The organism is Prevotella sp. HJM029, assembly GCF_000599605.1.
In the GTDB taxonomy this organism is placed as follows: domain Bacteria; phylum Bacteroidota; class Bacteroidia; order Bacteroidales; family Bacteroidaceae; genus Prevotella.
Map to the genome: position 1 here is coordinate 1 of NZ_AZHT01000001.1, position 21,770 is coordinate 21,770.

Below are 21,770 nucleotides of genomic sequence, written 5' to 3' on the forward strand. Positions count from 1 at the left end.
ATCGTGAGCGAGGGGCTCGCCGCCGATATTTTGCTTCAGTTATCGTGAGCGAGGGGCTCGCCGCCAATATTTTGCTTCGGTTATCGTGAGCGAGGGGATCTTCCGACGAACAAAAACGCAAAATGCTGGCAAAAACGGATGCTGCTACCAATAGAAAGAGGCCGATGCAAGCAGGCAGCACCATTTGCTGCATCCAAACGAAAAGCAGGAACAAAAGCAAAGGGCACAACGACAACCAACTGCCATTATGCCCTATACGCATCTGCCTTCAAGGCTACACCGAGGAAAAGCTACTCTGCTTTTGGTGCTTCGTGGGGATACAACCCCTCAATAATCTGGTCTAAAACGGGCACGAGCCCCAACACATTTTCTACAGGAATGCCACAACTGCCCAAGCCATTGGCCAATTGTTGCGGAATGTCGCGCGCCTCACTTTCCATCTCCTTGCCCTTCTTGGTCAACGACACAATGCGCTGCCGGCCGTCACTCTTTCCACGCTTGCGCACCAGCAAGCCCATCCTTTCCATGCGCTGCATTAATGGTGTCACCGTGTTGGTTTCCAACATCAGGCGATGTGCTATGTCGTTCACCAACTGATGGTCGTTTTCCCACAACACCATAAGCACCAGATATTGCGGATAGGTGATTCCCAAGCGGTCTAACAACGGGCGATAGGCCTGAATAACGAGCCTGCTCACACTGTATAAACGAAAACAAACTTGATTGCTCAACTTTAACTGTTCTATTGCCATTCGTATCCTGCTTTAATTTAAAAAAGACCTACAGCATCGGAAAGCCAATTCACTGTAGGTCTAAACCTTTACTAATTTGTGGCGGAAGATGAGGGATTCAAACCCCCGATACGCGAAAGGCGTATACCGGATTTCGAGTCCAGCGCATTCGGTCACTCTGCCAATCTTCCTTTTCGCGAGTGCAAATTTAATAAAAAAGCATGAGAACCTATCCGAAAAGGACTCGGCAAACATGGATATTTAACAGACATTATAGGTTATATTATTGAAAAGACAGCTGCGCCAAACGATTGAGCAGTAATTGGGCATCGCGGTGGCGAATGCGCAACGAAACTTTACAAACATTGTCAAATTCCTGACTGACAATTGTGGCATTGAATTCTTTAATTAAATGCATCACACCATTCATCATCGGATAGGTGAACTCATAGTCGATGGTCTCTTCCACCTGCTTTTCAACCCATGCAATATGCGATAGGGCATCGGCCGCCGCCTCACGATAGGCCACAATCAGCCCACCTGTGCCTAAATTGATGCCGCCATAATAGCGCACCACCACCACAAGAACATCCGTAAGTTGCCGGGCATTAATCTGCCCTAAAATGGGTTTGCCCGCTGTTGAACTCGGCTCACCATCATCGTTGGCACGGAAAAGCGCTCCGTCAGGCCCCAAAACATAAGCATAGCAACAATGGCGTGCATCATAATATTTCTGCCGATAGGATGCCACCAGCGTTTTCACTTCGTCGAGCGTTGTCACATGGTGAGCAAAAGCATAAAACTTGCTGCGCTTCTCGCTATAAAAGCCTTCGCCTACAGCATCGCTCACTACGGTTGTATACAAATCGATATCTGGCATGGTTGGAATAAAAAACTGGCACATACCACCATGAGCATGCACCAGTTCGTTTTATTGCATAAAAAAAATAACTCTGCAGGGATTAGCCTTGACGACGGCCATACTGCTCATCCAAATTGAAGAGTGAACTATCGCCCATACGCTTGATGCGGTCTACAATGCCACTTGCCGTAGCTTCTTCGTCAACCTGCTCACGTACAAACTGCCACAAGAAATCTTGTGTAGCATTGTCGCCTTCTTTTTGTGCTTGGGTCAACAAGTCGTTGATACGCGCACTAATTTTGCATTCATGTGCATAAGCATCCTCGAAGGCATTGAGAGGGCTTGTCCAGGTCTTCTTCACTGCATCAATCGTGTTTACTTCGGCTGTTCCTCCACGCTTGATAATGAAATTAGCCATTTGATAAGCATGATCCATCTCTTCTGCACTCTGTTTCTTCATCCAGGTAGAAAAACCATTATAACCTTCCTTCTCAAAATAGAACGACATGGAAAGATAGAGATTTGCAGAATAAATCTCGCAAACAATCTGCTCGTTAAGAGCCTTTTCTAATGAACTTGATATCATAAAACCTTTATTTTAAAGTGTGAATTTTGTCCGCAAAGGTACAAAAAAATATATAAGAATACAACACTTGTCTCGAAATACCTGTCAAATCTTAGTCATCGATTCATGGCCGAAGTCGGTATACCTGACTGCGTTATCAAATATCCTCTTCGTCGCTCAAATCAGCTTCTGAAGGTTCATTGCTACCCGTATCTAATTGCGTGTCACGCGCTATCGACACGCCACCGGTGCGTGAGAGAGTCATCTTCAGCGGCACATATTCGTCGCTTAGCTTGTCTGGGGATCCCACACTGGCCGCAAAACGCAAATTATTGCCCGCTGCATGGTCGAGCACTATGCCCACCAAGGCCTCGTCGGCATAGGCTTTATCTACATAGGCTAAGAAATCTTTCTTGGTAAAAGACCGTGAGAAAAACGTACTTCCATCGGCACGAATTACTGTGATAGTAATGCGATTGTCGTAATATCTGCTGCTGCCATCGTTAATAACAGGCAAAGAAGGGTCAGCCATGCGCTTCACCTCCACCGTGTAATGGCTGCCCAGCCAACTCACTTCCCGACGCTGCACGTAGTCGCCCGTCTTTTGAATGGTGCGATGCACCACCAATACAGGTTTCTTTGTTATAATGTCACCATTGTTTTTCTTTCCACCACAACCAACAAGACTTCCTATGAACAGGGCAATGGAAATACATATCATAAAGTGTTTCATTTTCATCTCATGTATCAATGCAACTGCAAAGGTACGGCAAATGGTAGAAAAAACAAAGTAATTCATACGCTTTATTGCCGTAATCCATACTGGTTTAATATGCAATATATGCTGTTTTTCCACGAACATTGCATGCTTTCGGCTTTTTTAGTAACTTTGCAGCACATTATTTCAAATCAGTCAATGAAGAAAAGAAACATCATCTGTCTGTCGATAGCACTCTTGGCAGGATTTATCATGGGATGCAAACATGAGACGGCTCCTACACAGCAAGCCTTCGACACAATTCCTATGCTGGTGAACCGCATTCAACAATGCTCCAGACTCTACACCATGTCCTACCAAGTGCACAAGATTGTGACGCATAACGACCAGAAAACCATCAAGGGGTCATTGTTCAACACAGACATCAACATCAACCTACCCTTCAGTAAACGAGAAGTGGCTATCCCTATGGACGCCACTATCAAAGCCTATATTAACTTCGAAGGCTTTAATGAAGATAACATCGAGCGCCACGGAAAGCGCATCACCATCAAGTTGCCCAATCCACATCTCGTCATCACCAGCACTGAAATTGATCACAAAAGTGTGCGCGAATACGTCAGTTTCATGCGTACAAACTTCACCGATGCAGAGCTGGCTCACTTCGAACAGCAAGGACGACAGCAAATTCTTAAAGACCTTGAGAAATCTGACATCTTAGAATATGCACGCATTAGCGCCACCCGCACGCTCGTTCCCATACTACAACAATTAGGCTACGAAGAAAAGGATATTACCATCACCTTCAGCAACAATTTGCAACCTAAAGATATCCCACAACTGATTGATAAAACCAACGAACATGGAAGATAAGAAAAAGTCGCATGGCATCGCCTATTTCGCACAGCGATGGCTCGTCAACAAAGTTTATATCGTCTTGGCTATTGTGCTCCTTGCAGCTCTCGTCTTATGGGGCATTAGACTGCTATTAAAGGGAAACAGCCTCTCCTTCGCCGACAATAGCAATATCGACCTCACCCCCACACAAGTGGAACATATTGAAGCTATTGGCGAATGGGAATTTCTTCAAGTGAACGATGAAGAGCTCATCGACACCATTAAGCATGGCTTCTTCGGCGATAGTGAACTGGCACGCATCTATTATGGCACGCTCCGTTTGGGCATTAACCTTAAAGAAACACCCGAAGGTTGGCTCACACAGAAGCACGATACACTCATCGCCACGCTGCCCCCCATCAAGCTATTGGATCTTCATTTCATTGACGAAGCGCGCACAATGTCTTTCTACGAAAAGGGCAGCTGGACAGAAACCGACCGCAAACATATGTATGAGAAAGCCTATAACGTGATGCTGAAACGCGCTCTTTCACGCCAGAACTTGCAACTCGCACAAGAGAATGCACAACAACAAGTGAAAGAACTACTACGCAGTATGGGTGCTAAAAATGTGGTCGTAGTATTTTCCCATACCAGACCTTAGCTACTTTTAGAATGCTCAATTGGAAACTCGCCTACTACATTTTTTCTCAAAAGATTTAGCTACCAGATGCATAGAAAGTTACTAAATCGTGTATCTACCATTTAATGAATAGGCATCTTTTATAGGACATAATTAAAGTGGGTAGTTAAACTTATAACTACCCACTCCATTACATAACAAACAAAATTTACTCCTGCGGAATATTCTTTAAAACATCTAACAAGTGATCCCAAACCATTTTTACAGTAGGGATAAGCAGGCGTTCATCAGGAGTATGAACATAACGAAGGGTCGGCCCAAAACTAACCATATCCAGCTCAGGATATTTCTCAGAAAATAGGCCACATTCCAAACCTGCATGAATTCCCCGAACAATAGGCTCCTTGCCAAACAGCTTCTTATAGGATTCGACCGTCACTTTTACCAATTTGCTATTGGGATTCATTTTCCAAGCAGGATAACCATCGTTTTGCAATACGTCAGCACCGCCCAACTCAAACGCAGCCTTCACGGTATTGGCCATGTTTTTGAGATTGCTCATCACGTTACTACGTTGACTGGCCACAATCACAACCTTACTCTCTTCACTTTGCACACTGGCCACATTGCTCGATGTTTCAACCATATTTTCAAGTGCTTTGTCTTGACAGAATGTGAGTGGGCCGTTGTCTAATGCTTGTAAACTGCGAATGAGATTTTGCGAAACAGTAGCCGGCAAAACAGTTTGTGCCTCTGTCTCAGTCAAATTCCAATGCATCACGGGGTCAGTCACATGGAATTCTTCTTCAACACCCGCAATCAGCTTTTTCCACACTTGCTCCACTTCGGCCTTTTGGTCTGCGGGCACGGCAAAGATAATCTTTCCGTCGCGCGGAATCGCGTTATGCATGCGTCCCGAATTCCATTGTGCTAAGCGAAGTGGCATCTGGCTTTGCAGCAAGTAGAGGAAACGTGCCATAATTTTGATGGCATTTGCACGCTTCTTATTGATATCATCACCCGAATGCCCTCCTGTGAGTCCCTTTAGCGAAGCCTCCATGAATGTGTAGTCTGCAGGAGCAGCTTCGCGCGTAAACGTGAATGTAGCTGTTGTATTAATACCACCGGCACACGATACAAAAATCTGTCCTTCATCCTCTGAATCGAGATTGATGAGGTATTTACCACTCATGAAGCCTGATTTCATACCAAATGCCCCTGTAAGTCCAGTTTCTTCATCACGCGTAAACACACATTCAATGGGACCATGTTCTATATCATCACTATCTAAAATAGCCAATTCTATGGCACAGCCAATACCATCATCGGCTCCCAATGTCGTACCTTTTGCTTTTAACCATTCACCATCAACATAGGTTTGGATTGCATCGTTATGGAAATCGAATTCCACATCCACCAATTTGTCACAAACCATATCCATATGACTTTGTAAAATAGTGGTACCCATGTGTTCCATACCTTTCGTAGCAGGCTTACTAATTAGGATATTGCCTATTTCATCTTCCTTACATGCAAGCCCCCGATCAGCTGCGAATTTCTTTAAATAAGCAGCCATCTTTTCCTCGTGTTTCGAAGGACGAGGTATTTGATTGATGGCAGCGAACTGCTCAAACACCCGTACTGGTTTTAATTCTACATTACTCATTTTAATATCTTTTTATTTCGTTTTGTTTTGTCCTTTATTCGATTTATATTACCTTTGCTCGCAATAAAATCATCCAAAAAGGTAAGCACAAAAGTAATAAAAATGATTAAGATATTTCTCTTGTCTATGTTAATAATTGCAATAGCTTTCGCATTATTAGCTGTTAAACTATTGTTTTTAAAGAATGGAAAGTTTACATCACAACACATTCATGACAATGCAGCTTTACGTAAGCAGGGTATTCATTGTGTGATAGACCAAGATAAAGAAGCACGTCGTGCAGGAAAAGCTTATTAAGGAAATATTGAATTTAGATTTAGAAATGAAAATATGAATAAGAAAAACATTTTGAAAGTATTGACGATAACAGCTGCCACTATGGCTGCGTTGTCAAGTTGTAACCAGTCTGCGCCAAAGGTCGATGCAAAATCTGATACACCGCAAAAAGAGGCGACATCACTCAAGATTGCTTATGTCGAAGTAGATAGCATCATGAGTCAGTATAAGTTTTGCAAAGATTACTCGCTTATTTTGCAGCGTAAAGGACAAAACATTCAAAGCACTTTGGCTGCGAAACAGCAGCAATTGCAGGCAGCTGCAGCCAATTTCCAACAGAAAGTGCAACAGAATGCCTATTCCCGCGAGCAAGCAGAAGCTATTAATGCAAATCTTCAAAAGCAGAATGCAGACCTACAAGCGCTTAATCAACGTTTGACCAACGAGTTTCAAAAGGAGACTGAGAAATATAACAATGCTTTACGCGATAGCATACAGCACTACCTTAAAACGTATAATCAAGACAAACATTACAGTTTGATTTTGAGTAAGGCGGGCGACAACTTACTTTATGCCGATAAGGCTTTCGACATCACCAACGAGGTTGTTGCAGGTTTAAACAAGGCTTATAAGCCTTCACCCAAAATGGCAGCTGCCGCCAAGAAATAACGATATTGTAACAAATAGACTTTATATCATGCTACTATCCGGCATAGCGTTGGGTAGTAGCATTTTTTCTTCACACGGACAAAGCTTATGTCAACAGATAAAATTCAGCAAATGCGTGAGTGGGTTGACCAACTCAATCGAGCAGCCGATGCCTATTATAATGGGCAGGACGAGCTGCTTAGTGATTATGAATGGGATGCTCGCTTCGACCAGTTGAAACACTTAGAAGAAGAAACAGGAGTAGTTTTGCCCGACTCGCCCACCAATAAAGTTTCAGCCGATAACATTAGTGGAGCAAAAGAGGCACACGAGTTTCCTGCTCTATCCTTAGCCAAGACAAAACAGCCTGCAGATTTAGCCAAATGGGCTGAGGGGCGTCCCATTTGGATGAGTTGGAAACTTGATGGATTAACCCTCGTCGTGACATTCGATGCAGGGAAATTGACCAAGGTCGTCACGCGCGGTAATGGACACATCGGCACCAATATAACGCATTTGGTCAATGCCATTCAAGGCATCCCGCAAACGATCCCCTATCAGGGGCACGCTGTGGTGCGCGGCGAGTGCGTTATTAGTTATGCTGATTTCGAGCAATTCAATATCGAGAGTGACGAAGAATATGCCAATCCACGCAACTTGGCTTCGGGGTCACTCACGCTAAAAGACGTGGACGAAGTGAGGTTGCGCCATTTACAATGGATTCCATTCACCTTGGTTCACACCGACAACGAAATTCGTTCTTGGGGTGCACGCATGGAATGGCTGCGCCAGAACGGAATGCATCCTGTTGCGCACGAAGAGATTCTGCACCCGACGCTACAAAATATTGAGCAAACCATTGCGCACTGGACAGAGCTGGTGACGCAGAAGATTAACCCCTACCCTGTCGACGGCTTGGTAATTACGTATGATGACACGCAATATGCACAAACGGGCAGCGTGACAGGGCATCATGCCACCCGCGCTGGCTACGCATTTAAATGGCAAGACGAGCATGCCGACACCACCTTAGATCATGTGGAATGGAGTTGTGCAGCCAGCACCATCTCGCCCGTAGCCATCTTCTCGCCCGTAGAGCTTGAGGGCACCACCGTGAAGCGCGCATCGCTTTGCAATATCAGCGAATGCGAGCGATTAGGCATCGGCGAACAGGGTACGAAGCTGCGTGTTATCAAGGCCAACAAGATTATACCAAAGGTTATCGAGGTGATTGAAACGGTGGGCACGCTTCAAGTGCCGTGCACCTGCCCTGTTTGCCAATCGCCAACCCAAATTTCGGTGAGCGAGGTCAGCAACACCAAAACCCTACATTGCACGAACAAAGATTGTCCGGCTAAACAGTTAAAAAAGTTTGCCCGTTTTGTGAGTAAAGAAGGGGTTAACATTGAAGGAATGTCCGAGCAGACTGTCGTGAAGTTTATGAATTTAGGCTGGATTAAGACCTACGCCGACCTATTCCTGTTGAAAGATTATGCTGAAGCGATGGCACAATTAGATGGCTTTGGCTTGCGCAGCACGCAGAAATTGCTGGCCTCCATCGAACGGGCACGCAATGTCGATGCACAGCATTTTCTCTTCGCCTTGAGCATTCCGCTTTGCGGACAAGACGTTTGCCGCCGCCTATTGCAGGCTTATCCGCTAACCGATTTGATGGCTATCGCACGCCAACCAAATGCTGAGCTGGGCCATTCTCCGTTGGCCGAAATCGCAGGCATTGGCCCCGAAAAGAGCAGCCAGTTTGAGCGTTGGTTTCGCGATGAAGAGCATTTCAACATCGTAACTCGTCTGATGCAACAGCTGCACATCTCGCAGCCACCTGTGACACAGCAAGGCAATCGTTGTGCCGGGCTCACCTTTGTCATCACGGGCGACGTCGTTCACTATAAAAACCGCAATGCGCTCAAGGCCTACATCGAAAGTCAGGGTGGAAAGGTGACGGGAAGCGTGAGCAAATCAACACACTACCTCATCAACAACGACGCAACGTCGACCAGTGCCAAAAATCAAAAGGCCCACCAGTTGGCTATCCCCATCATCACCGAGGACGAATTTATGGCGAAGTTCACGGCTGCCGACGAGCACGACAACAGCACATCGGCACCCCTTCAGTATTCAAAATAAAACGAAATTCTTGCAAATATGCGAATCGATATTATCTCCGTTCTGCCCACCATGATGGAGGGCTTTTTCCAAGAATCTATCTTAGCGCGAGCACAAAAGAAAGGGCTCGTCGACATTCAGTTGCACAATCTGCGTGACTATTCCACCGACAAATGGCGCCGCGTTGACGATTACCCCTATGGAGGCAGCGCTGGCATGGTGATGCAATGCGAGCCCATCGACCGGTGCATCTCGGCCTTGCAAGCCCAGCGCCACTATGACGAGGTGATTTACATGAGCCCCGATGGTGAAACCTTCAATCAACACATCGCCAACGAGCTCTCGCTCAAAGGAAACCTCATTATGCTTTGCGGTCATTACAAAGGCATTGACCAGCGCATACGCGAGCACCTCATCACACGCGAACTCAGCATTGGCGACTATGTGCTCACGGGAGGCGAATTGGCTGCCGCCGCCATCACCGATGCCATTGTGAGGCTCATCCCGGGCAGCATCAGCGACGAACAAAGTGCACTGAGCGACTGCTTTCAAGACGACCTTTTGGCTGCTCCCATCTATACACGTCCGGCAGACTATAAAGGATGGTGCGTGCCCGAGATTTTGCTGAGTGGCAACGAAGCCAAAATACGCCAATGGGAATTTGAGCAAGCCATGGAGCGAACCAAACGCTTGCGCCCCGACTTGCTGAAATAATCTTCCTCTCCGCATGTCGGTTGAAGGTGGCATAAGCTTATGACTCTTGTTCCCCGAACAGGATGAAGCAGGCATAAGGTTATGACTCTTGTTCCTCAAACAGGATGAAGCTGGCATAAGGTTATGACTGCCGTTCCCCAAACAGGATGGAGCTGGCATAAGGTTATGACTACCATTCCCCGAACAGGATGGAGCAGGCATAAGGTTATGACTGTCGTTCCCCAAACAGGGTGAAGCTGGCATAAGGTTATGACGGCCGTTCCTCAAACAGGATGGAGCAGGCATAAGGTTATGACAGCCGTTCCCCAAACAGGGTGAAGCAGGCATAAGGTTATGACTGCCGTTCCCCGAACAGGATGGAGCTGGCATAAGGTTATGACGGCCGTTCCTCGCTTTGGGAGAAAGCGTTTCTTTGCAAATTCACCTCGAAACAAATGCTGTGCAACAGAAACCCTTATAGAATGGGAGGTTTCGAATGGTGGTTGTGCACCATTCAAGATTTAATTTTGTAGCGCGCAAATTTCAGCAAGAGCACTTTTCGGCCTACGTTCTCAAACGTGACCGTGGCTTTCAAGTTGTCTCCTTCACCCTCTAAAAAATCAACCGTGCCGATGCCAAACCGCTGGTGTTCGATGATGCTGCCACTTTTCAGGCCGTCGCTTGCAACAATGTTGCTGTTGCCGCCAGCCGAAATGGTGGTAGATGGCGTGTGGAGTGCTTGCAACCTGCTGTGCGATTGAAGCGGTGAGGGAGAAACGCGAGTCACCGGACGATCGAAATCGGCTGTTTTAGTTTCATTGAATAAGCTGCCGTTCTCGCGCAAAGCCATGTAGCGCGCATCGATGTCGCGAATGAAACGGCTGGGCGAGCTAAACACCAATTTGCCATAACGCCACCGGCTCTTGGCATTGGTGATGAAGCAGCGCTTTTCGGCACGCGTGATGGCAACATAGAGCAACCGGCGCTCCTCTTCTAATTCGCGTGCTGTGGTGGTGCACATCGGACTGGGGAAGATGTTTTCCTCTAAGCCCACGATGAAAACATTGGCAAACTCCAATCCCTTGGCCGAGTGAATGGTCATCAACGAAACGCGGTTGTTGTCATCGGGATTGTTGCGATCTTGGTCGGTGAGCAACGACACCTCCTGCAAGAAGTCCACCAAATAGATTTCGTCGGCATTGCCTTCCTCCTTTTTCGAGGCCACAAAATCTTGCAAGCCGTTGAGCAACTCCTTTAGGTTTTCTTGCCTGTCGAGCGCTTCTTGATCCTTCGACGAGAAGATGTCGGTGCTGATACCCGATTCTTTGATGATTGTCGTGCCCAATTCGTAGGCATCTTTTTCGGCTACCTGCGCCATGAACGACATGATGAGCGTTGCAAAGTTGTGCAGCTTGGTGGCCACACTGCCGCTCACCTCTAAATTATAGGCCAGCGGATTTAGAATTACATTCCACAGGCTCGTTTGGTGGGTTTGTGCACAAACGGCGATTTTGCTCACGGTGGTGTCACCAATGCCGCGCTTCGGATAGTTAATAATTCGGCGCAGTGCCTCTTCGTCGTCGGGATTGGCCACCATGCGGAAATAGGCCAACACATCTTTGATGACCTTGCGCTGATAGAAACTCATTCCGCCAAAGATGCGATAAGGAATTTCTTGCTTGAGCAGTTCTTCTTCTAAGATTCTGCTCTGCGCGTTGGTGCGGTAGAGAATGGCAAACTGGGTGTAGTCGCAATGTTCCTGCCGCACGATGTTGGCAATGTGATGCCCCACGACCGTAGCCTCTTCGCGATCGCTGTGCAACGGCTCATAAATAAGCTTTTCGCCGAGGGCATTTTCGCTGAACGATGCTTTGGGAATCTGCCGCTCGTTGTGGCGAATGAGGCTGTTGGCCGCTTGAACAATATTTTGTGTCGAACGATAATTCTGCTCCAACTTAAAGAGCTTGCACTTAGGATAGATGTTCTGAAAGTTAAGAATGTTATCAATGTTCGCACCACGAAAACCATAAATACTCTGCGCATCGTCGCCTACCACACAGATGTGTTGCTGCTCGCGGGTGAGTTGCGTGACAATCTCTTGCTGCACGGCGTTGGTGTCTTGAAACTCATCGACCAACACATAGCGGAAACGCGCAGCATATTTCTGGCGGATGTCTTCGTGTTCATGAAACAACTTCCAAGTGAGCACCAGCAAATCGTCGAAATCCATTGCATTGGCTTGCACACATCGCTGCTCATAAACTTTATAGATTTTATAAAGATAGCTCTGCTTATTCATGTTGTCGCGCTTACGCAGATTCACACGTGTGGCATAATCGTCGGCCGAAATAAGATGGTTCTTGGCCATGCTGATGCAGGCGTGCACCGACGATGGCTTATAGACCTTCTCATCAAATCCAAGCTCCTTGGTGATATTTTTGAGCAGCGAACGACTATCCGACTCGTCGTAAATGGTGAAATTGCGTTGATAGCCCACATGCTCGGCCTCAACACGCAGGATGCGCGAAAAGATACTATGGAAGGTACCCATGTAAAGATAGCGCGCGCGATTCTCGTCCACCATGGTGGCTATGCGTTGACGCATTTCGCCCGCCGCTTTGTTGGTGAACGTTAAGGCCAAAATACTCCAAGGTTCATAATGCAACTCATCCATGAGATAGGCTATCTTATAGGTGAGTACGCGCGTCTTGCCCGAACCTGCACCGGCTATCACCAATTGTGGGCCGTCACAATATTTTACAGCCTCAAGCTGACTTTGATTTAAATCTAACTGCATGTTGTCTTATCGTGCATAAACTCCGCCCGACGCTGTTCGTGGATTATAATCTTCGCCCTCTTTCGGAAAGGCGGGCATGAAACGCATGTTTTGCAAAATTTGAGCGCGTCGCTTTAAAACATAGCTATCGGGCTGCGCACTATTAAAGCGAATGGGATTGGGCAACGTGGCGGCAATCGTGGCACAATCGCGGCGCGACAAATCGAGTGCGTCTTTCCCAAAATGATATTCGGCTACGGCATCAGCACCATAAATTCCTTTGCCCATCTCGATTGAATTGAGATAAACTTCCATGATGCGCTGCTTGCTCCAAAGCACCTCTATCAAGGCCGTGAAATAAACCTCAAACCCTTTTCTCACCCACGACCGCCCTGGCCACAAAAACACATTCTTGGCCGTCTGCTGACTAATGGTACTGGCACCGAGCTTGCGTTTACCACCTTTCATGTTGCGCTTGGCCGCCTTCTCAATGGCATCATAATCAAAACCATGGTGCAACAAAAAGCGCTGGTCTTCGCTGGCCATCACCGCTACAGGGAGATGGGGCGAAATTTCGTCTAACGGAACCCAATGGTGATGCCAAACCACCGACTCGCCACTACCCAATTGTTGGAAGGTACGAATAAACATGAGTGGTGTGACATAAACTGGGAGGAAGCGCAACAGGATGACAGAAAGAATGGATGAGGCGAAAAACAAAGCCCCACCCCATCGAACAACTTTCCAAATGATGCTTTTTAGTGCCATTTACAAGCGTTTTATTTTATATCGTTATTGCCCAACTCTGGGCAAGTCTCAAATTATTTTTTTGCCGCTTGCCGAAACCTCGGCAAGTCCCAAATTTATTTTTTGACGTTCGCCAGAATGTCGGCAAGGCTCAAATTTATTTTTTGACGTTTGCCGGAATCTCGGCAAGTCTCAAATTATTTTTTTGGCGTTTGACGGAATGTCGGCAAGTCCCAAATTTATTTTTTGACGTTTGCCGGAACTTCGACAAGGTTCAAATTTATTCTTTGATGTTTGCCGGAACCTCGGCAAGTTCTTTTACTCCAAAAAGAGAGGATGCCTGCCTTTCGACATCCCCTCTCCTCTGTTACTTTAGAATAAATGGTGAGCTTACAGCGTCCCCTTATTTGCTTTTTCAACCATCGCTGGTGAAGCATACAAATAAACTTCAACACGACGGTTTTGTTTGCGACCGGCTGCGGTTGAATTGCTTGCAACAGGATTTTCGCTACCCTTGCCTTCTACATTCTTAAATTGCGAAGATGAAACGCCACAGCTCTTTAAATAGTTCACTACGCTATGTGCTCGACTGTTGCTCAAAGGAATGTTGATACCATCGTTACCCGTTGCATCGGTGTAACCATAAATATCTACGTGGCAATCGTTGTTGTTCTTCAACACCGTTGAGAACTTCGATAAATCGTTCTTTGAGCCTGCTGCCAAATCAGCCTTGTTGGTAGCGAAAAGAATGCCGCTATCAAACGTCACTCTGACAGCTTTCAAACCATTAGCATCGGTCACCTCGTCAACCTTAGCATTCTTGATTTGTGCAGCCTGCGCCGCAACTTTATCCATGTGACGGCCAATGAGTGCACCTGCACCAGAGCCAAGGGCTCCACCAATAGCTGCGCCAATGGCCGTACTCTTTGTGTCCTTACCGATGATATTACCCACAATACCACCTAAAACTGCGCCGGCACCACCGCCAGCCAAAGCTCCTGTGCCTTGCTTGGTTGCACAACCAAAAACGGAAAGCACACATAATCCTGCTACTACTGTTTTTAAATTTTTCATATCTCTAATAATTTTTGATGAAATGTTATCGCTGCAAAGGTAGTTGTTTTTCCAACACGAACGATTGCAAACCAACTATTTTTTTGTAATTTTGCAGGCAAATTTAGAATTTCTTGGGAGCATTTCTCTGTGGAATGCACCTATTTTAATTAGGGGTTTCCCTAAGTAGAACGCAACAAAATTAGAAGAAAGATAATGGCAAAAGAACTCAAAGAACTTACCAAACGGGCTGAGAATTACAGCCAATGGTATAATGATTTAGTGGTGAAAGCTGATTTGGCCGAGCAGTCGCCCGTGCGCGGTTGCATGGTAATTAAACCTTATGGTTATGCCATTTGGGAAAAAATGCAGCAACAACTTGATAAGGAATTTAAAAAGGCGGGCGTGCAAAATGCCTACTTCCCACTGTTAATTCCAAAAAGCTTCTTTAGTCGTGAGGCCGAACATGTGCAAGGCTTTGCTAAGGAGTGTGCCGTGGTGACGCACTATCGTTTGAAAGAAAATGAGGATGGTAGCGATGTTGTGGTCGACCCGTCGGCTAAGTTAGAAGAAGAGTTGATTATTCGTCCTACTTCGGAAACCATTATCTGGAACACCTATAAAGGATGGATTAAATCGTGGCGCGATCTGCCCATCATGTGCAACCAATGGTGCAACGTGATGCGCTGGGAAATGCGTACACGCCCATTCCTTCGCACATCAGAATTTCTTTGGCAAGAAGGCCACACGGCACACGCCACAAAAGAAGAGGCCGAAGCCGAAGCACAGAAGATGCTCAAGGTTTATGCCGACTTTGCAGAGAAATGGATGGCTGTGCCCGTAATACAAGGGGTGAAGAGCGAAACAGAACGCTTTGCCGGTGCTCTCAATACTTATACAATTGAAGCGATGATGCAAGATGGCAAGGCTCTACAAAGTGGGACCAGCCATTTCCTTGGTCAAAACTTTGCCAAGAGTTTTGACGTCACTTTTCTAAATAAAGAGAATAAGCCCGAATATGTTTGGGCAACGTCATGGGGTGTGAGCACGCGTCTGATGGGTGCACTTATCATGGTGCACAGTGATGACAATGGTTTGGTGTTGCCACCCAACCTCGCACCTATTCAGGTGGTAATGATCCCCATCTACAAGAATGACGAACAGCTGAATGCCATCCGCGAGAAGTTGCAACCCGTCATTCTCGAATTGCAGGCAGCAGGCGTCTCGGTGAAATTAGATGATTCGGACAATAAACGTCCAGGATTTAAATTTGCTGACTACGAACTGAAGGGAGTCCCAGTGCGTTTGGCTATGGGTGCACGCGATTTAGAAAACAACACCATCGAACTGATGCGACGTGACACACTCGAAAAAGAGAATGTTAGCTTCGATAACATTGCTCAACATGTGACAGAACTGCTGGCAGATATCCAAAATAATCTTTTCGAAAAGGCACGTCGCTATCGTGATGCTCATATTTACGAGTGCGATAACTACGATGAGTTTAAAACAAAAGTAAAAGATGGTGGCTTCTTCCTTTGCCATTGGGATGGCACTGCAGAGACCGAAGCGAAAATTAAAGAGGAAACACAGGCTACCATTCGCTGTATCCCGTTTGGATATGAACAAACAGAAGGCGTAGACATGGTGTCAGGGAAACCTGCAAAATATCGTGTCATCATAGCACGTAGTTATTAATGAATGGATAAGATTGACCCATAAAGAAAGAAGAATATGAGAAGTAGAACAGCAACTTGGTTTGAAACCAAGATACGTTATGAGAAAACCATTGACGATGGTTCGCAAAAGAAAGTTTCTGAAAGCTATGTTGTAGATGCGCTGAGTTTCACTGAGGCTGAAAATACAATCATAGAAGAGATGAGCGCATACATCAGCGGCGACTTTAAAGTGACCGACTTAAAACAAGCCAGCTATGGTGAGATTTTCTTCAGCGATGCAGATAGTGACGATAAGTGGTATAAATGCAAGTTGCAATTTATCACCATTGACGAGAAAACGGAGAAGGAAAAGCGCTCCAACGTAACCTATTTGGTACAAGCCAACAACTTGCCAATGGCCGTAAAACATGTTGATGAGGTTATGAATGGCACAATGATTGACTATGCGATTGTTACTGTGCAAGAAACACAAATTATGGATGTGTTTGAACACAATAGCACCAAAGCAAAGGACGAGGCGCATAATGATGTCCCCGAATACGAGGCTACTTCAACGGGAGAAAATCAATAAGCAAAGAAAGTATGGAAGTTGATGTAGCGAAAAATCTTAAGACTGTATTGCAAGCATTGCCAAAGCAAGTGCAATTAGTAGCCATCAGCAAATATCATCCTGTAGAATATATTGAAGCAGCCTATGCTGAAGGGCAGCGTGTTTTTGGTGAAAGTCATGAACAGGAGCTCAAGCAAAAAGTCGCCACACTGCCTAAGGATATTAAATGGCACTTTATCGGGCACTTGCAAACCAATAAGGTGAAATATATTGCCCCCTATATTTCGATGATTGAGTCGGTGGACTGTTTGAGACTCCTCAAAGAGATTGATAAACTGGCAACTAAACACGACCGTACAATTCAAGTGCTTTTAGAGCTTCATGTGGCTGAAGAAAAGACGAAATCTGGCCTATCTTTCGACGCATGTCGTGCGCTTTTAGATGAAGGAGAATGGCGTCAACTGAATCATGTTCAAATTTGTGGCATCATGATGATGGCCACCAATACCGATGATGCTGTCAAGATAGCACAAGAATTTGATGCTGCCTGGCACTTCTTCGATGAGATAAAGCAGCAATATTTTGCCGATGACGATGCCTTTTGCCAACGTTCATGGGGAATGAGCCACGATTATCAGATTGCCGTTCAGCATGGCTCAACAATGGTACGCGTTGGAACAAACATCTTTGGCCCTCGTGTTTATTAATAGTCTCATAAAATGTATCATCACAAAGTAGCGGTTGATCAGCTGCTACTTTAATTTAAAATAAATATGCCCGAAATATCTGTTCGTGGTTTGGAAATGCCTCAATCGCCCATTCGCAAATTAGCTCCATTGGCTAATGCTGCAAAAGAAAGAGGTATAAAAGTTTATCACTTAAATATTGGTCAACCCGACCTCCCCACTCCACAATGTGGTTTGGATGCCCTCAAAAAGATAGATCGCACCATCCTCGAATATTCACCAAGCCAAGGCTATTTGAGCTATCGCAAGAAATTAGTGGGATATTATGAGAAATATAATATCCATGTCTCTCCCGATGACATTATCATTACGTCTGGTGGAAGTGAAGCTGTTTTATTTGCTTTCATGAGCTGTTTAAATCCTGGTGATGAAATCATCGTTCCAGAGCCGGCTTATGCAAATTATATGGCTTTTGCTATCAGTGCTGGTGCGCGCATTCGAACAATAGCAACAACGATAGAAGAAGGTTTCTCTCTTCCGAAAGTTGAAAAGTTTGAAGAGTTGATAAACGAACATACACGAGCCATCATGATATGCAACCCTAACAACCCTACAGGTTATCTTTACACGCGAAGGGAGATGAATCAGATTAGGGATTTAGTCAAGAAGTATGATCTTTATCTGTTCTCGGACGAAGTATATCGTGAATATATCTATACGGGTTCACCCTATATTAGTGCCTGCCACTTGGAAGGTATCGAAAACAACGTTATCCTCATAGACTCTGTCTCAAAGCGTTATTCTGAATGCGGCATTCGAATAGGTGCACTTATTACGAAAAACGAGCAAGTAAGGAACGCTGTTATGAAGTTTTGTCAGGCACGATTATCTCCGCCTCTGATAGGTCAAATTGTTGCCGAAGCCTCTTTAGATGCGCCAGAATCTTATTATCGTGATGTTTATGATGAATATGTAGAACGCAGAAAGTGTTTAATTGATGGATTAAACCGCATCCCTGGCGTATATTCTCCTATTCCAATGGGGGCTTTCTATACTGTTGCACAACTTCCTATCGATGATAGTGAAAAGTTTTGTCGTTGGTGCTTAGAATCCTTTAATGATAATGGTGAAACGGTGATGATGGCGCCCGCGTCTGGATTTTACACTACGCCCGGTGCAGGACAAAATCAAGTGCGCATCGCCTACGTATTGAAAAAAGCCGATTTGGAACGGGCACTTGAGGTGCTTAGAAAAGCACTTGAGACTTATCCTGGAAGAACATTACAAGAAAAACCGCTGTGAATTTACCTCTATTTTTAGCTAAACGAATAGCGCATCATGCTGGGGATGGAAGAAACGTTTCACGACCGACCATTAGAATTGCTATGGCTGGTGTTGCCATAGGTTTAGCGGTGATGATGATTTCCGTGAGTGTGGTGTTAGGATTTAAGCATACAATCCGTGATAAAGTAATCGGCTTTGGTGGACAAATTCAGGTAGCTAATTTCCTAACACTACAGACGGGCGACAACTATCCCATTGAGATGGATGACTCTATGATGGCTGTGTTGCGTGCCACAGAAGGCGTAAAGCATGTGCAGCGCTATACCTATATACAAGGCATTCTCAAAACGAATCACGACTTTTTGGGGGTGATGCTGAAAGGGATTGGGCCGGAATACGACACAACTTTCCTTCAGTATTATTTGAAAGCAGGCGAGCTACCCAAGTTCTCTGATCACAAAGGCAGCAACAAACTTGTTATCTCACAAAGCATAGCCAACAAGTTAGGTATAAAAGTTGGCGATAAGCTCTTCGCCTATTTCATTAATCAAGGTGGAGTGCGTATGCGGCGGTTTACAATTTGCGGCATCTACCAAACCAACCTCGCACAATATGATGATGTGACCTGCTTCACCGATTTGTATACCGCAAGGAAACTTAATGGATGGAACGATGACCAAGCGACCGGAGCCGAAATCAGTTTGAAGGATTTCAAAGATGCCGACTTGGTGGAGAGCCGGTTCGTGAAGTATGTAAATCGGACGACCGACCATTATGGCGAGACTTATTCATCAAAAACAATTCGTGACATCGCACCACAACTATTCTCCTGGCTCGACTTGTTAGACCTCAATGTCTGGATTATTTTGGCATTGATGATAGCTGTTGCGGGCGTGACCATGATTTCGGGATTGCTGATTATTATTCTCGAGCGCACCGTGATGATAGGCATACTCAAAGCACTTGGTGCACGGAATAAAACCATTCGCCACACCTTCATTTGGTTTGCCGCATTCATTATTGGCCGTGGCATGCTGATAGGCAACCTCGTTGCTTTAGGTCTCATTAGCCTGCAACACTTCACAGGCTTAGTGAAATTAAATCCGCAGACCTATTATGTAAGCACCGTGCCTGTTGAATATAATTTTCTGCTGTTCACACTGCTCAATCTTGCCACCTTGCTCATCTGCGTAGCGGTGCTCATTGCGCCGAGCTATTTCATATCGCACATTCATCCGGCAAAATCAATGCGCTACGAATAAACAGCCAATTAAGTGCACATAAAGTTTTGGAATGTGCAAAGAATGCGCTATCTTTGCACAGAATTTTTGGATTTGTGCAAGGTGCTTCACAAAACGCATCCCAGAAGAACCTACACGCAACAATAAACGAATTAAAAGCATAAAAGCAAAAACAAGATTATGGATCAAACACAGCATTTCAATAGTCTGATACAACAGTCGATTATAGATAACTGGGACAAGGATGCCTTGACCGACTTTCAAGGTGCAACACTTCAATATCACGACGTTGCACGGAAGATAGAGAAACTCCACATCATGTTTGAAAACAGCGGCATCGTGAAGGGTGACAAAATAGCGCTCGCCGGTCGCAACAGTGCAAACTGGGCCGTAGCTTTTCTTGCCACACTCACTTATGGTTGCGTGGCCGTTCCTATTTTGCATGAATTCACACCCGACCAGATGCACAACATCGTCAACCACAGCGAAGCACGGCTTTTGTTTGTGGGCGACGTGGTGGCTACGCAGATCGACGCAACAAAGATGCCCCAACTCGAAGGCATCATCTACATCCCCGACTATTCATTGGTGCTTTCGCGCACAGAGAAACTAACGTTTGCACGCGAGCACCTGAATGAGATATTCGGTCAGCGCTTCCCGAAATATTTCCGCAAAGAACATGTGAACTACCATATTGAGCAAAGCCCCGAAGAGCTGGCCCTCATCAACTACACAAGTGGGACGACGGGCTTCTCGAAAGGCGTGATGCTGCCCTATCGCGCCCTTTGGAGCAATGCCTATTTCGCACAGAGCGTGTTGGGGAGCGAGGTGAAAAGCGGCGACCCCATCATCAGCATCCTCCCCATGGCTCACATGTATGGCATGGCCTTCGAATTCATTTTTGAATTTCTTACTGGCTGCCATATCTATTTCCTAACCCGCATTCCAAGCCCAGCAATCATTGCACAGGCCTTCAGTGAAATTAAGCCTAGAGTTATTATCAGTGTACCCCTCATTATTGAGAAAATCATCCGCAAACGCGTGTTCCCCAAATTGCAAAATAGTGGTATACGCATGCTCATGCACATGCCTGTAATTGCCAAAAAACTGGGCGATAAGATCTGTCAACAAGTGTCAGATGCTTTTGGTGGCCAATTCTACGAGGTTATTATTGGTGGCGCAGCTTTCAATCAAGAAGTTGAGAAATTCCTCCACCGCATTAGGTTTAGATATACCGTTGGATATGGTGCTACAGAATGTGCACCCATCATTTGCTACGCAGACTACCATACCTATGTGCCAGGCAGCTGCGGTCGCCCTGTAGTCAACATGCAAGTGAGAATCGATAGCCCCAATCCAGAACACATACCTGGTGAAATCTTAGCTAAAGGAATGAATGTCATGTTGGGCTACTACAAAAATGAAGAAGCTACACGTCAAGCACTCGATACCGAAGGCTGGTATCATACAGGCGATTTAGGGACGATGGATGCGCAAGGAAATGTCTTCATCAAAGGGCGTTCTAAGAACATGTTGTTAGGTGCCAGTGGACAAAACATTTATCCTGAGGAAATAGAAGATAAACTCAATTCTATGGAACTGGTCAACGAATGTATTGTCATTCAAGAAGGTGATAAGCTCATAGGACTGGTCTATCCTGATTATGATGAGGCAAAGAGTTTCGGTCTCTCTAATAGTGACATTGACAAGGTAATGGAACAAAATCGCGTCGAGCTCAATCAGTCTCAACCCGCTTACTGCCGTTTGGCCAGCATACAGTTGCGTAATGAGGAATTCGAGAAAACACCCAAAAAGAGCATCAAACGCTACCTTTACCAAAAAACATAGAAGAGTATGGGAAAGCATCGCTTAAAAGAAAGTTCTTGATGCTATTAAGACATATAGTTCTGAGATATCCATAAGCATATCTTACTCTACTCCTCCTAATATATTGGAACTTGGCGTAATAGACATTTGACAGAGTTATAAACCCT

21 protein-coding genes and 1 tRNA gene are annotated in these 21,770 nt (G+C 45.5%); 12 read left to right on the forward strand and 10 right to left on the reverse strand.

Features of this window, described 5'->3' with window-relative positions:
- The 6 genes from X919_RS16965 to X919_RS0100030 all read right to left on the reverse strand — a co-directional run.
- On the reverse strand, positions 1-262 hold a 262-nt coding region (locus tag X919_RS16965; protein ID WP_036916522.1), incomplete at its 3' end, for a hypothetical protein.
- Between the two features lie 28 nt (positions 263-290).
- Entirely contained in the window at positions 291-752 is a 462-nt protein-coding gene (locus tag X919_RS0100010) for a MarR family winged helix-turn-helix transcriptional regulator (protein WP_028898492.1), read from the reverse strand.
- A 79-nt stretch (positions 753-831) separates the two neighbouring features.
- Positions 832-922 (reverse strand) — tRNA-Ser (locus X919_RS0100015).
- Positions 923-1,014: 92 nt separating this feature from the next.
- The gene (locus X919_RS0100020) at positions 1,015-1,611 is read right to left on the reverse strand and encodes an IMPACT family protein (RefSeq protein ID WP_028898493.1); all 597 of its coding nucleotides are present in this window, start codon (positions 1,609-1,611) and stop codon (positions 1,015-1,017) included.
- An 82-nt stretch (positions 1,612-1,693) separates the two neighbouring features.
- Positions 1,694-2,179: a ferritin gene (locus tag X919_RS0100025; RefSeq protein WP_028898494.1), complete on the reverse strand. Its 486-nt coding sequence runs from the start codon at positions 2,177-2,179 to the stop codon at positions 1,694-1,696.
- Between the two features lie 136 nt (positions 2,180-2,315).
- Complete coding sequence (locus X919_RS0100030; protein WP_371212578.1) at positions 2,316-2,957, reverse strand: DUF4738 domain-containing protein; 642 nt, start codon at positions 2,955-2,957, stop codon at positions 2,316-2,318.
- Positions 2,958-3,074: 117 nt separating this feature from the next.
- On the opposite strand from X919_RS0100030, the gene X919_RS0100035 reads away from it, so the two are divergent.
- Together X919_RS0100035 and X919_RS0100040 are read left to right on the forward strand one after the other, a co-directional pair.
- Positions 3,075-3,749, forward strand: coding sequence for a DUF4230 domain-containing protein (locus X919_RS0100035; RefSeq protein WP_028898496.1), 675 nt, complete (start codon positions 3,075-3,077; stop codon positions 3,747-3,749).
- Positions 3,739-4,377, forward strand: a complete 639-nt coding sequence (locus tag X919_RS0100040) for a DUF4230 domain-containing protein (protein ID WP_028898497.1) — start codon at positions 3,739-3,741, stop codon at positions 4,375-4,377. Before X919_RS0100035 ends, X919_RS0100040 begins: the two co-directional genes overlap by 11 nt.
- 187 nt (positions 4,378-4,564) lie before the next feature.
- Here the strand turns inward: X919_RS0100040 and X919_RS0100045 are convergent, their stop codons facing one another.
- Positions 4,565-6,022, reverse strand: coding sequence for an aminoacyl-histidine dipeptidase (locus X919_RS0100045; protein ID WP_028898498.1), 1,458 nt, complete (start codon positions 6,020-6,022; stop codon positions 4,565-4,567).
- Positions 6,023-6,124: 102 nt separating this feature from the next.
- Here X919_RS0100045 and X919_RS15750 point away from each other — a divergent pair, with 102 nt between their 5' ends.
- The 4 genes from X919_RS15750 (at position 6,125) to trmD (ending at position 9,781) form a co-directional block, all read left to right on the forward strand.
- Positions 6,125-6,319: a hypothetical protein gene (locus X919_RS15750; protein ID WP_081759385.1), complete on the forward strand. Its 195-nt coding sequence runs from the start codon at positions 6,125-6,127 to the stop codon at positions 6,317-6,319.
- 33 nt (positions 6,320-6,352) lie between these two features.
- Positions 6,353-6,967 carry an OmpH/Skp family outer membrane protein gene (locus tag X919_RS0100055; protein WP_028898500.1) on the forward strand — a complete coding sequence of 205 codons (615 nt, stop codon included), beginning with the start codon at positions 6,353-6,355 and terminating at the stop codon, positions 6,965-6,967.
- A gap of 87 nt (positions 6,968-7,054) precedes the next feature.
- A complete protein-coding gene (gene ligA / locus X919_RS0100060) occupies positions 7,055-9,088 on the forward strand; it encodes an NAD-dependent DNA ligase LigA (protein WP_028898501.1) in 2,034 nt (677 codons plus the stop codon).
- An 18-nt stretch (positions 9,089-9,106) separates the two neighbouring features.
- On the forward strand, positions 9,107-9,781 hold the full coding sequence (gene trmD / locus X919_RS0100065; protein ID WP_028898502.1) for a tRNA (guanosine(37)-N1)-methyltransferase TrmD: 675 nt from the start codon (positions 9,107-9,109) through the stop codon (positions 9,779-9,781).
- Between the two features lie 493 nt (positions 9,782-10,274).
- Here trmD and X919_RS0100070 read toward each other — a convergent pair whose 3' ends face one another.
- From X919_RS0100070 to X919_RS0100080, 3 genes are all read right to left on the reverse strand, one after another.
- Positions 10,275-12,557: an ATP-dependent helicase gene (locus X919_RS0100070; RefSeq protein WP_028898503.1), complete on the reverse strand. Its 2,283-nt coding sequence runs from the start codon at positions 12,555-12,557 to the stop codon at positions 10,275-10,277.
- Between the two features lie 6 nt (positions 12,558-12,563).
- Positions 12,564-13,304, reverse strand: a complete 741-nt coding sequence (gene mtgA / locus X919_RS0100075; protein WP_028898504.1) for a monofunctional biosynthetic peptidoglycan transglycosylase — start codon at positions 13,302-13,304, stop codon at positions 12,564-12,566.
- A 369-nt stretch (positions 13,305-13,673) separates the two neighbouring features.
- Complete coding sequence (locus tag X919_RS0100080) at positions 13,674-14,357, reverse strand: YiaD family glycine zipper/OmpA-like lipoprotein (protein WP_028898505.1); 684 nt, start codon at positions 14,355-14,357, stop codon at positions 13,674-13,676.
- Between the two features lie 195 nt (positions 14,358-14,552).
- Between X919_RS0100080 and proS the strand changes: the two genes are divergently transcribed.
- From proS to X919_RS0100115, 6 genes are all read left to right on the forward strand, one after another.
- Complete coding sequence (gene proS / locus X919_RS0100085; protein ID WP_028898506.1) at positions 14,553-16,034, forward strand: proline--tRNA ligase; 1,482 nt, start codon at positions 14,553-14,555, stop codon at positions 16,032-16,034.
- A 36-nt stretch (positions 16,035-16,070) separates the two neighbouring features.
- Positions 16,071-16,586 carry a DUF4494 domain-containing protein gene (locus tag X919_RS0100090; RefSeq protein ID WP_028898507.1) on the forward strand — a complete coding sequence of 172 codons (516 nt, stop codon included), beginning with the start codon at positions 16,071-16,073 and terminating at the stop codon, positions 16,584-16,586.
- Between the two features lie 11 nt (positions 16,587-16,597).
- Positions 16,598-17,272, forward strand: a complete 675-nt coding sequence (locus tag X919_RS0100095) for a YggS family pyridoxal phosphate-dependent enzyme (RefSeq protein WP_028898508.1) — start codon at positions 16,598-16,600, stop codon at positions 17,270-17,272.
- 66 nt (positions 17,273-17,338) lie between these two features.
- Complete coding sequence (locus tag X919_RS0100100; protein ID WP_028898509.1) at positions 17,339-18,553, forward strand: pyridoxal phosphate-dependent aminotransferase; 1,215 nt, start codon at positions 17,339-17,341, stop codon at positions 18,551-18,553.
- Entirely contained in the window at positions 18,550-19,797 is a 1,248-nt protein-coding gene (locus X919_RS0100105; protein WP_028898510.1) for an ABC transporter permease, read from the forward strand. The genes X919_RS0100100 and X919_RS0100105 overlap by 4 nt, the downstream gene beginning before the upstream one ends.
- 159 nt (positions 19,798-19,956) lie before the next feature.
- Positions 19,957-21,624 (forward strand): AMP-binding protein, encoded by a 1,668-nt coding sequence (locus X919_RS0100115; protein WP_028898511.1) that lies wholly within the window; start codon positions 19,957-19,959, stop codon positions 21,622-21,624.
- Positions 21,625-21,770 lie beyond the last annotated feature (146 nt).

Coding starts and splice junctions, on each gene's coding strand:
- X919_RS0100010 (WP_028898492.1), bottom strand. CDS start 752: ATGGCAATAGAACAGTTAAAGTTGAGCAATCAAGTTTGTTTTCGTTTA.
- X919_RS0100020 (WP_028898493.1), bottom strand. CDS start 1,611: ATGCCAGATATCGATTTGTATACAACCGTAGTGAGCGATGCTGTAGGC.
- X919_RS0100025 (WP_028898494.1), bottom strand. CDS start 2,179: ATGATATCAAGTTCATTAGAAAAGGCTCTTAACGAGCAGATTGTTTGC.
- X919_RS0100030 (WP_371212578.1), bottom strand. CDS start 2,957: ATGAATTACTTTGTTTTTTCTACCATTTGCCGTACCTTTGCAGTTGCA.
- X919_RS0100035 (WP_028898496.1), top strand. CDS start 3,075: ATGAAGAAAAGAAACATCATCTGTCTGTCGATAGCACTCTTGGCAGGA.
- X919_RS0100040 (WP_028898497.1), top strand. CDS start 3,739: ATGGAAGATAAGAAAAAGTCGCATGGCATCGCCTATTTCGCACAGCGA.
- X919_RS0100045 (WP_028898498.1), bottom strand. CDS start 6,022: ATGAGTAATGTAGAATTAAAACCAGTACGGGTGTTTGAGCAGTTCGCT.
- X919_RS15750 (WP_081759385.1), top strand. CDS start 6,125: ATGATTAAGATATTTCTCTTGTCTATGTTAATAATTGCAATAGCTTTC.
- X919_RS0100055 (WP_028898500.1), top strand. CDS start 6,353: ATGAATAAGAAAAACATTTTGAAAGTATTGACGATAACAGCTGCCACT.
- ligA (WP_028898501.1), top strand. CDS start 7,055: ATGTCAACAGATAAAATTCAGCAAATGCGTGAGTGGGTTGACCAACTC.
- trmD (WP_028898502.1), top strand. CDS start 9,107: ATGCGAATCGATATTATCTCCGTTCTGCCCACCATGATGGAGGGCTTT.
- X919_RS0100070 (WP_028898503.1), bottom strand. CDS start 12,557: ATGCAGTTAGATTTAAATCAAAGTCAGCTTGAGGCTGTAAAATATTGT.
- mtgA (WP_028898504.1), bottom strand. CDS start 13,304: ATGGCACTAAAAAGCATCATTTGGAAAGTTGTTCGATGGGGTGGGGCT.
- X919_RS0100080 (WP_028898505.1), bottom strand. CDS start 14,357: ATGAAAAATTTAAAAACAGTAGTAGCAGGATTATGTGTGCTTTCCGTT.
- proS (WP_028898506.1), top strand. CDS start 14,553: ATGGCAAAAGAACTCAAAGAACTTACCAAACGGGCTGAGAATTACAGC.
- X919_RS0100090 (WP_028898507.1), top strand. CDS start 16,071: ATGAGAAGTAGAACAGCAACTTGGTTTGAAACCAAGATACGTTATGAG.
- X919_RS0100095 (WP_028898508.1), top strand. CDS start 16,598: ATGGAAGTTGATGTAGCGAAAAATCTTAAGACTGTATTGCAAGCATTG.
- X919_RS0100100 (WP_028898509.1), top strand. CDS start 17,339: ATGCCCGAAATATCTGTTCGTGGTTTGGAAATGCCTCAATCGCCCATT.
- X919_RS0100115 (WP_028898511.1), top strand. CDS start 19,957: ATGGATCAAACACAGCATTTCAATAGTCTGATACAACAGTCGATTATA.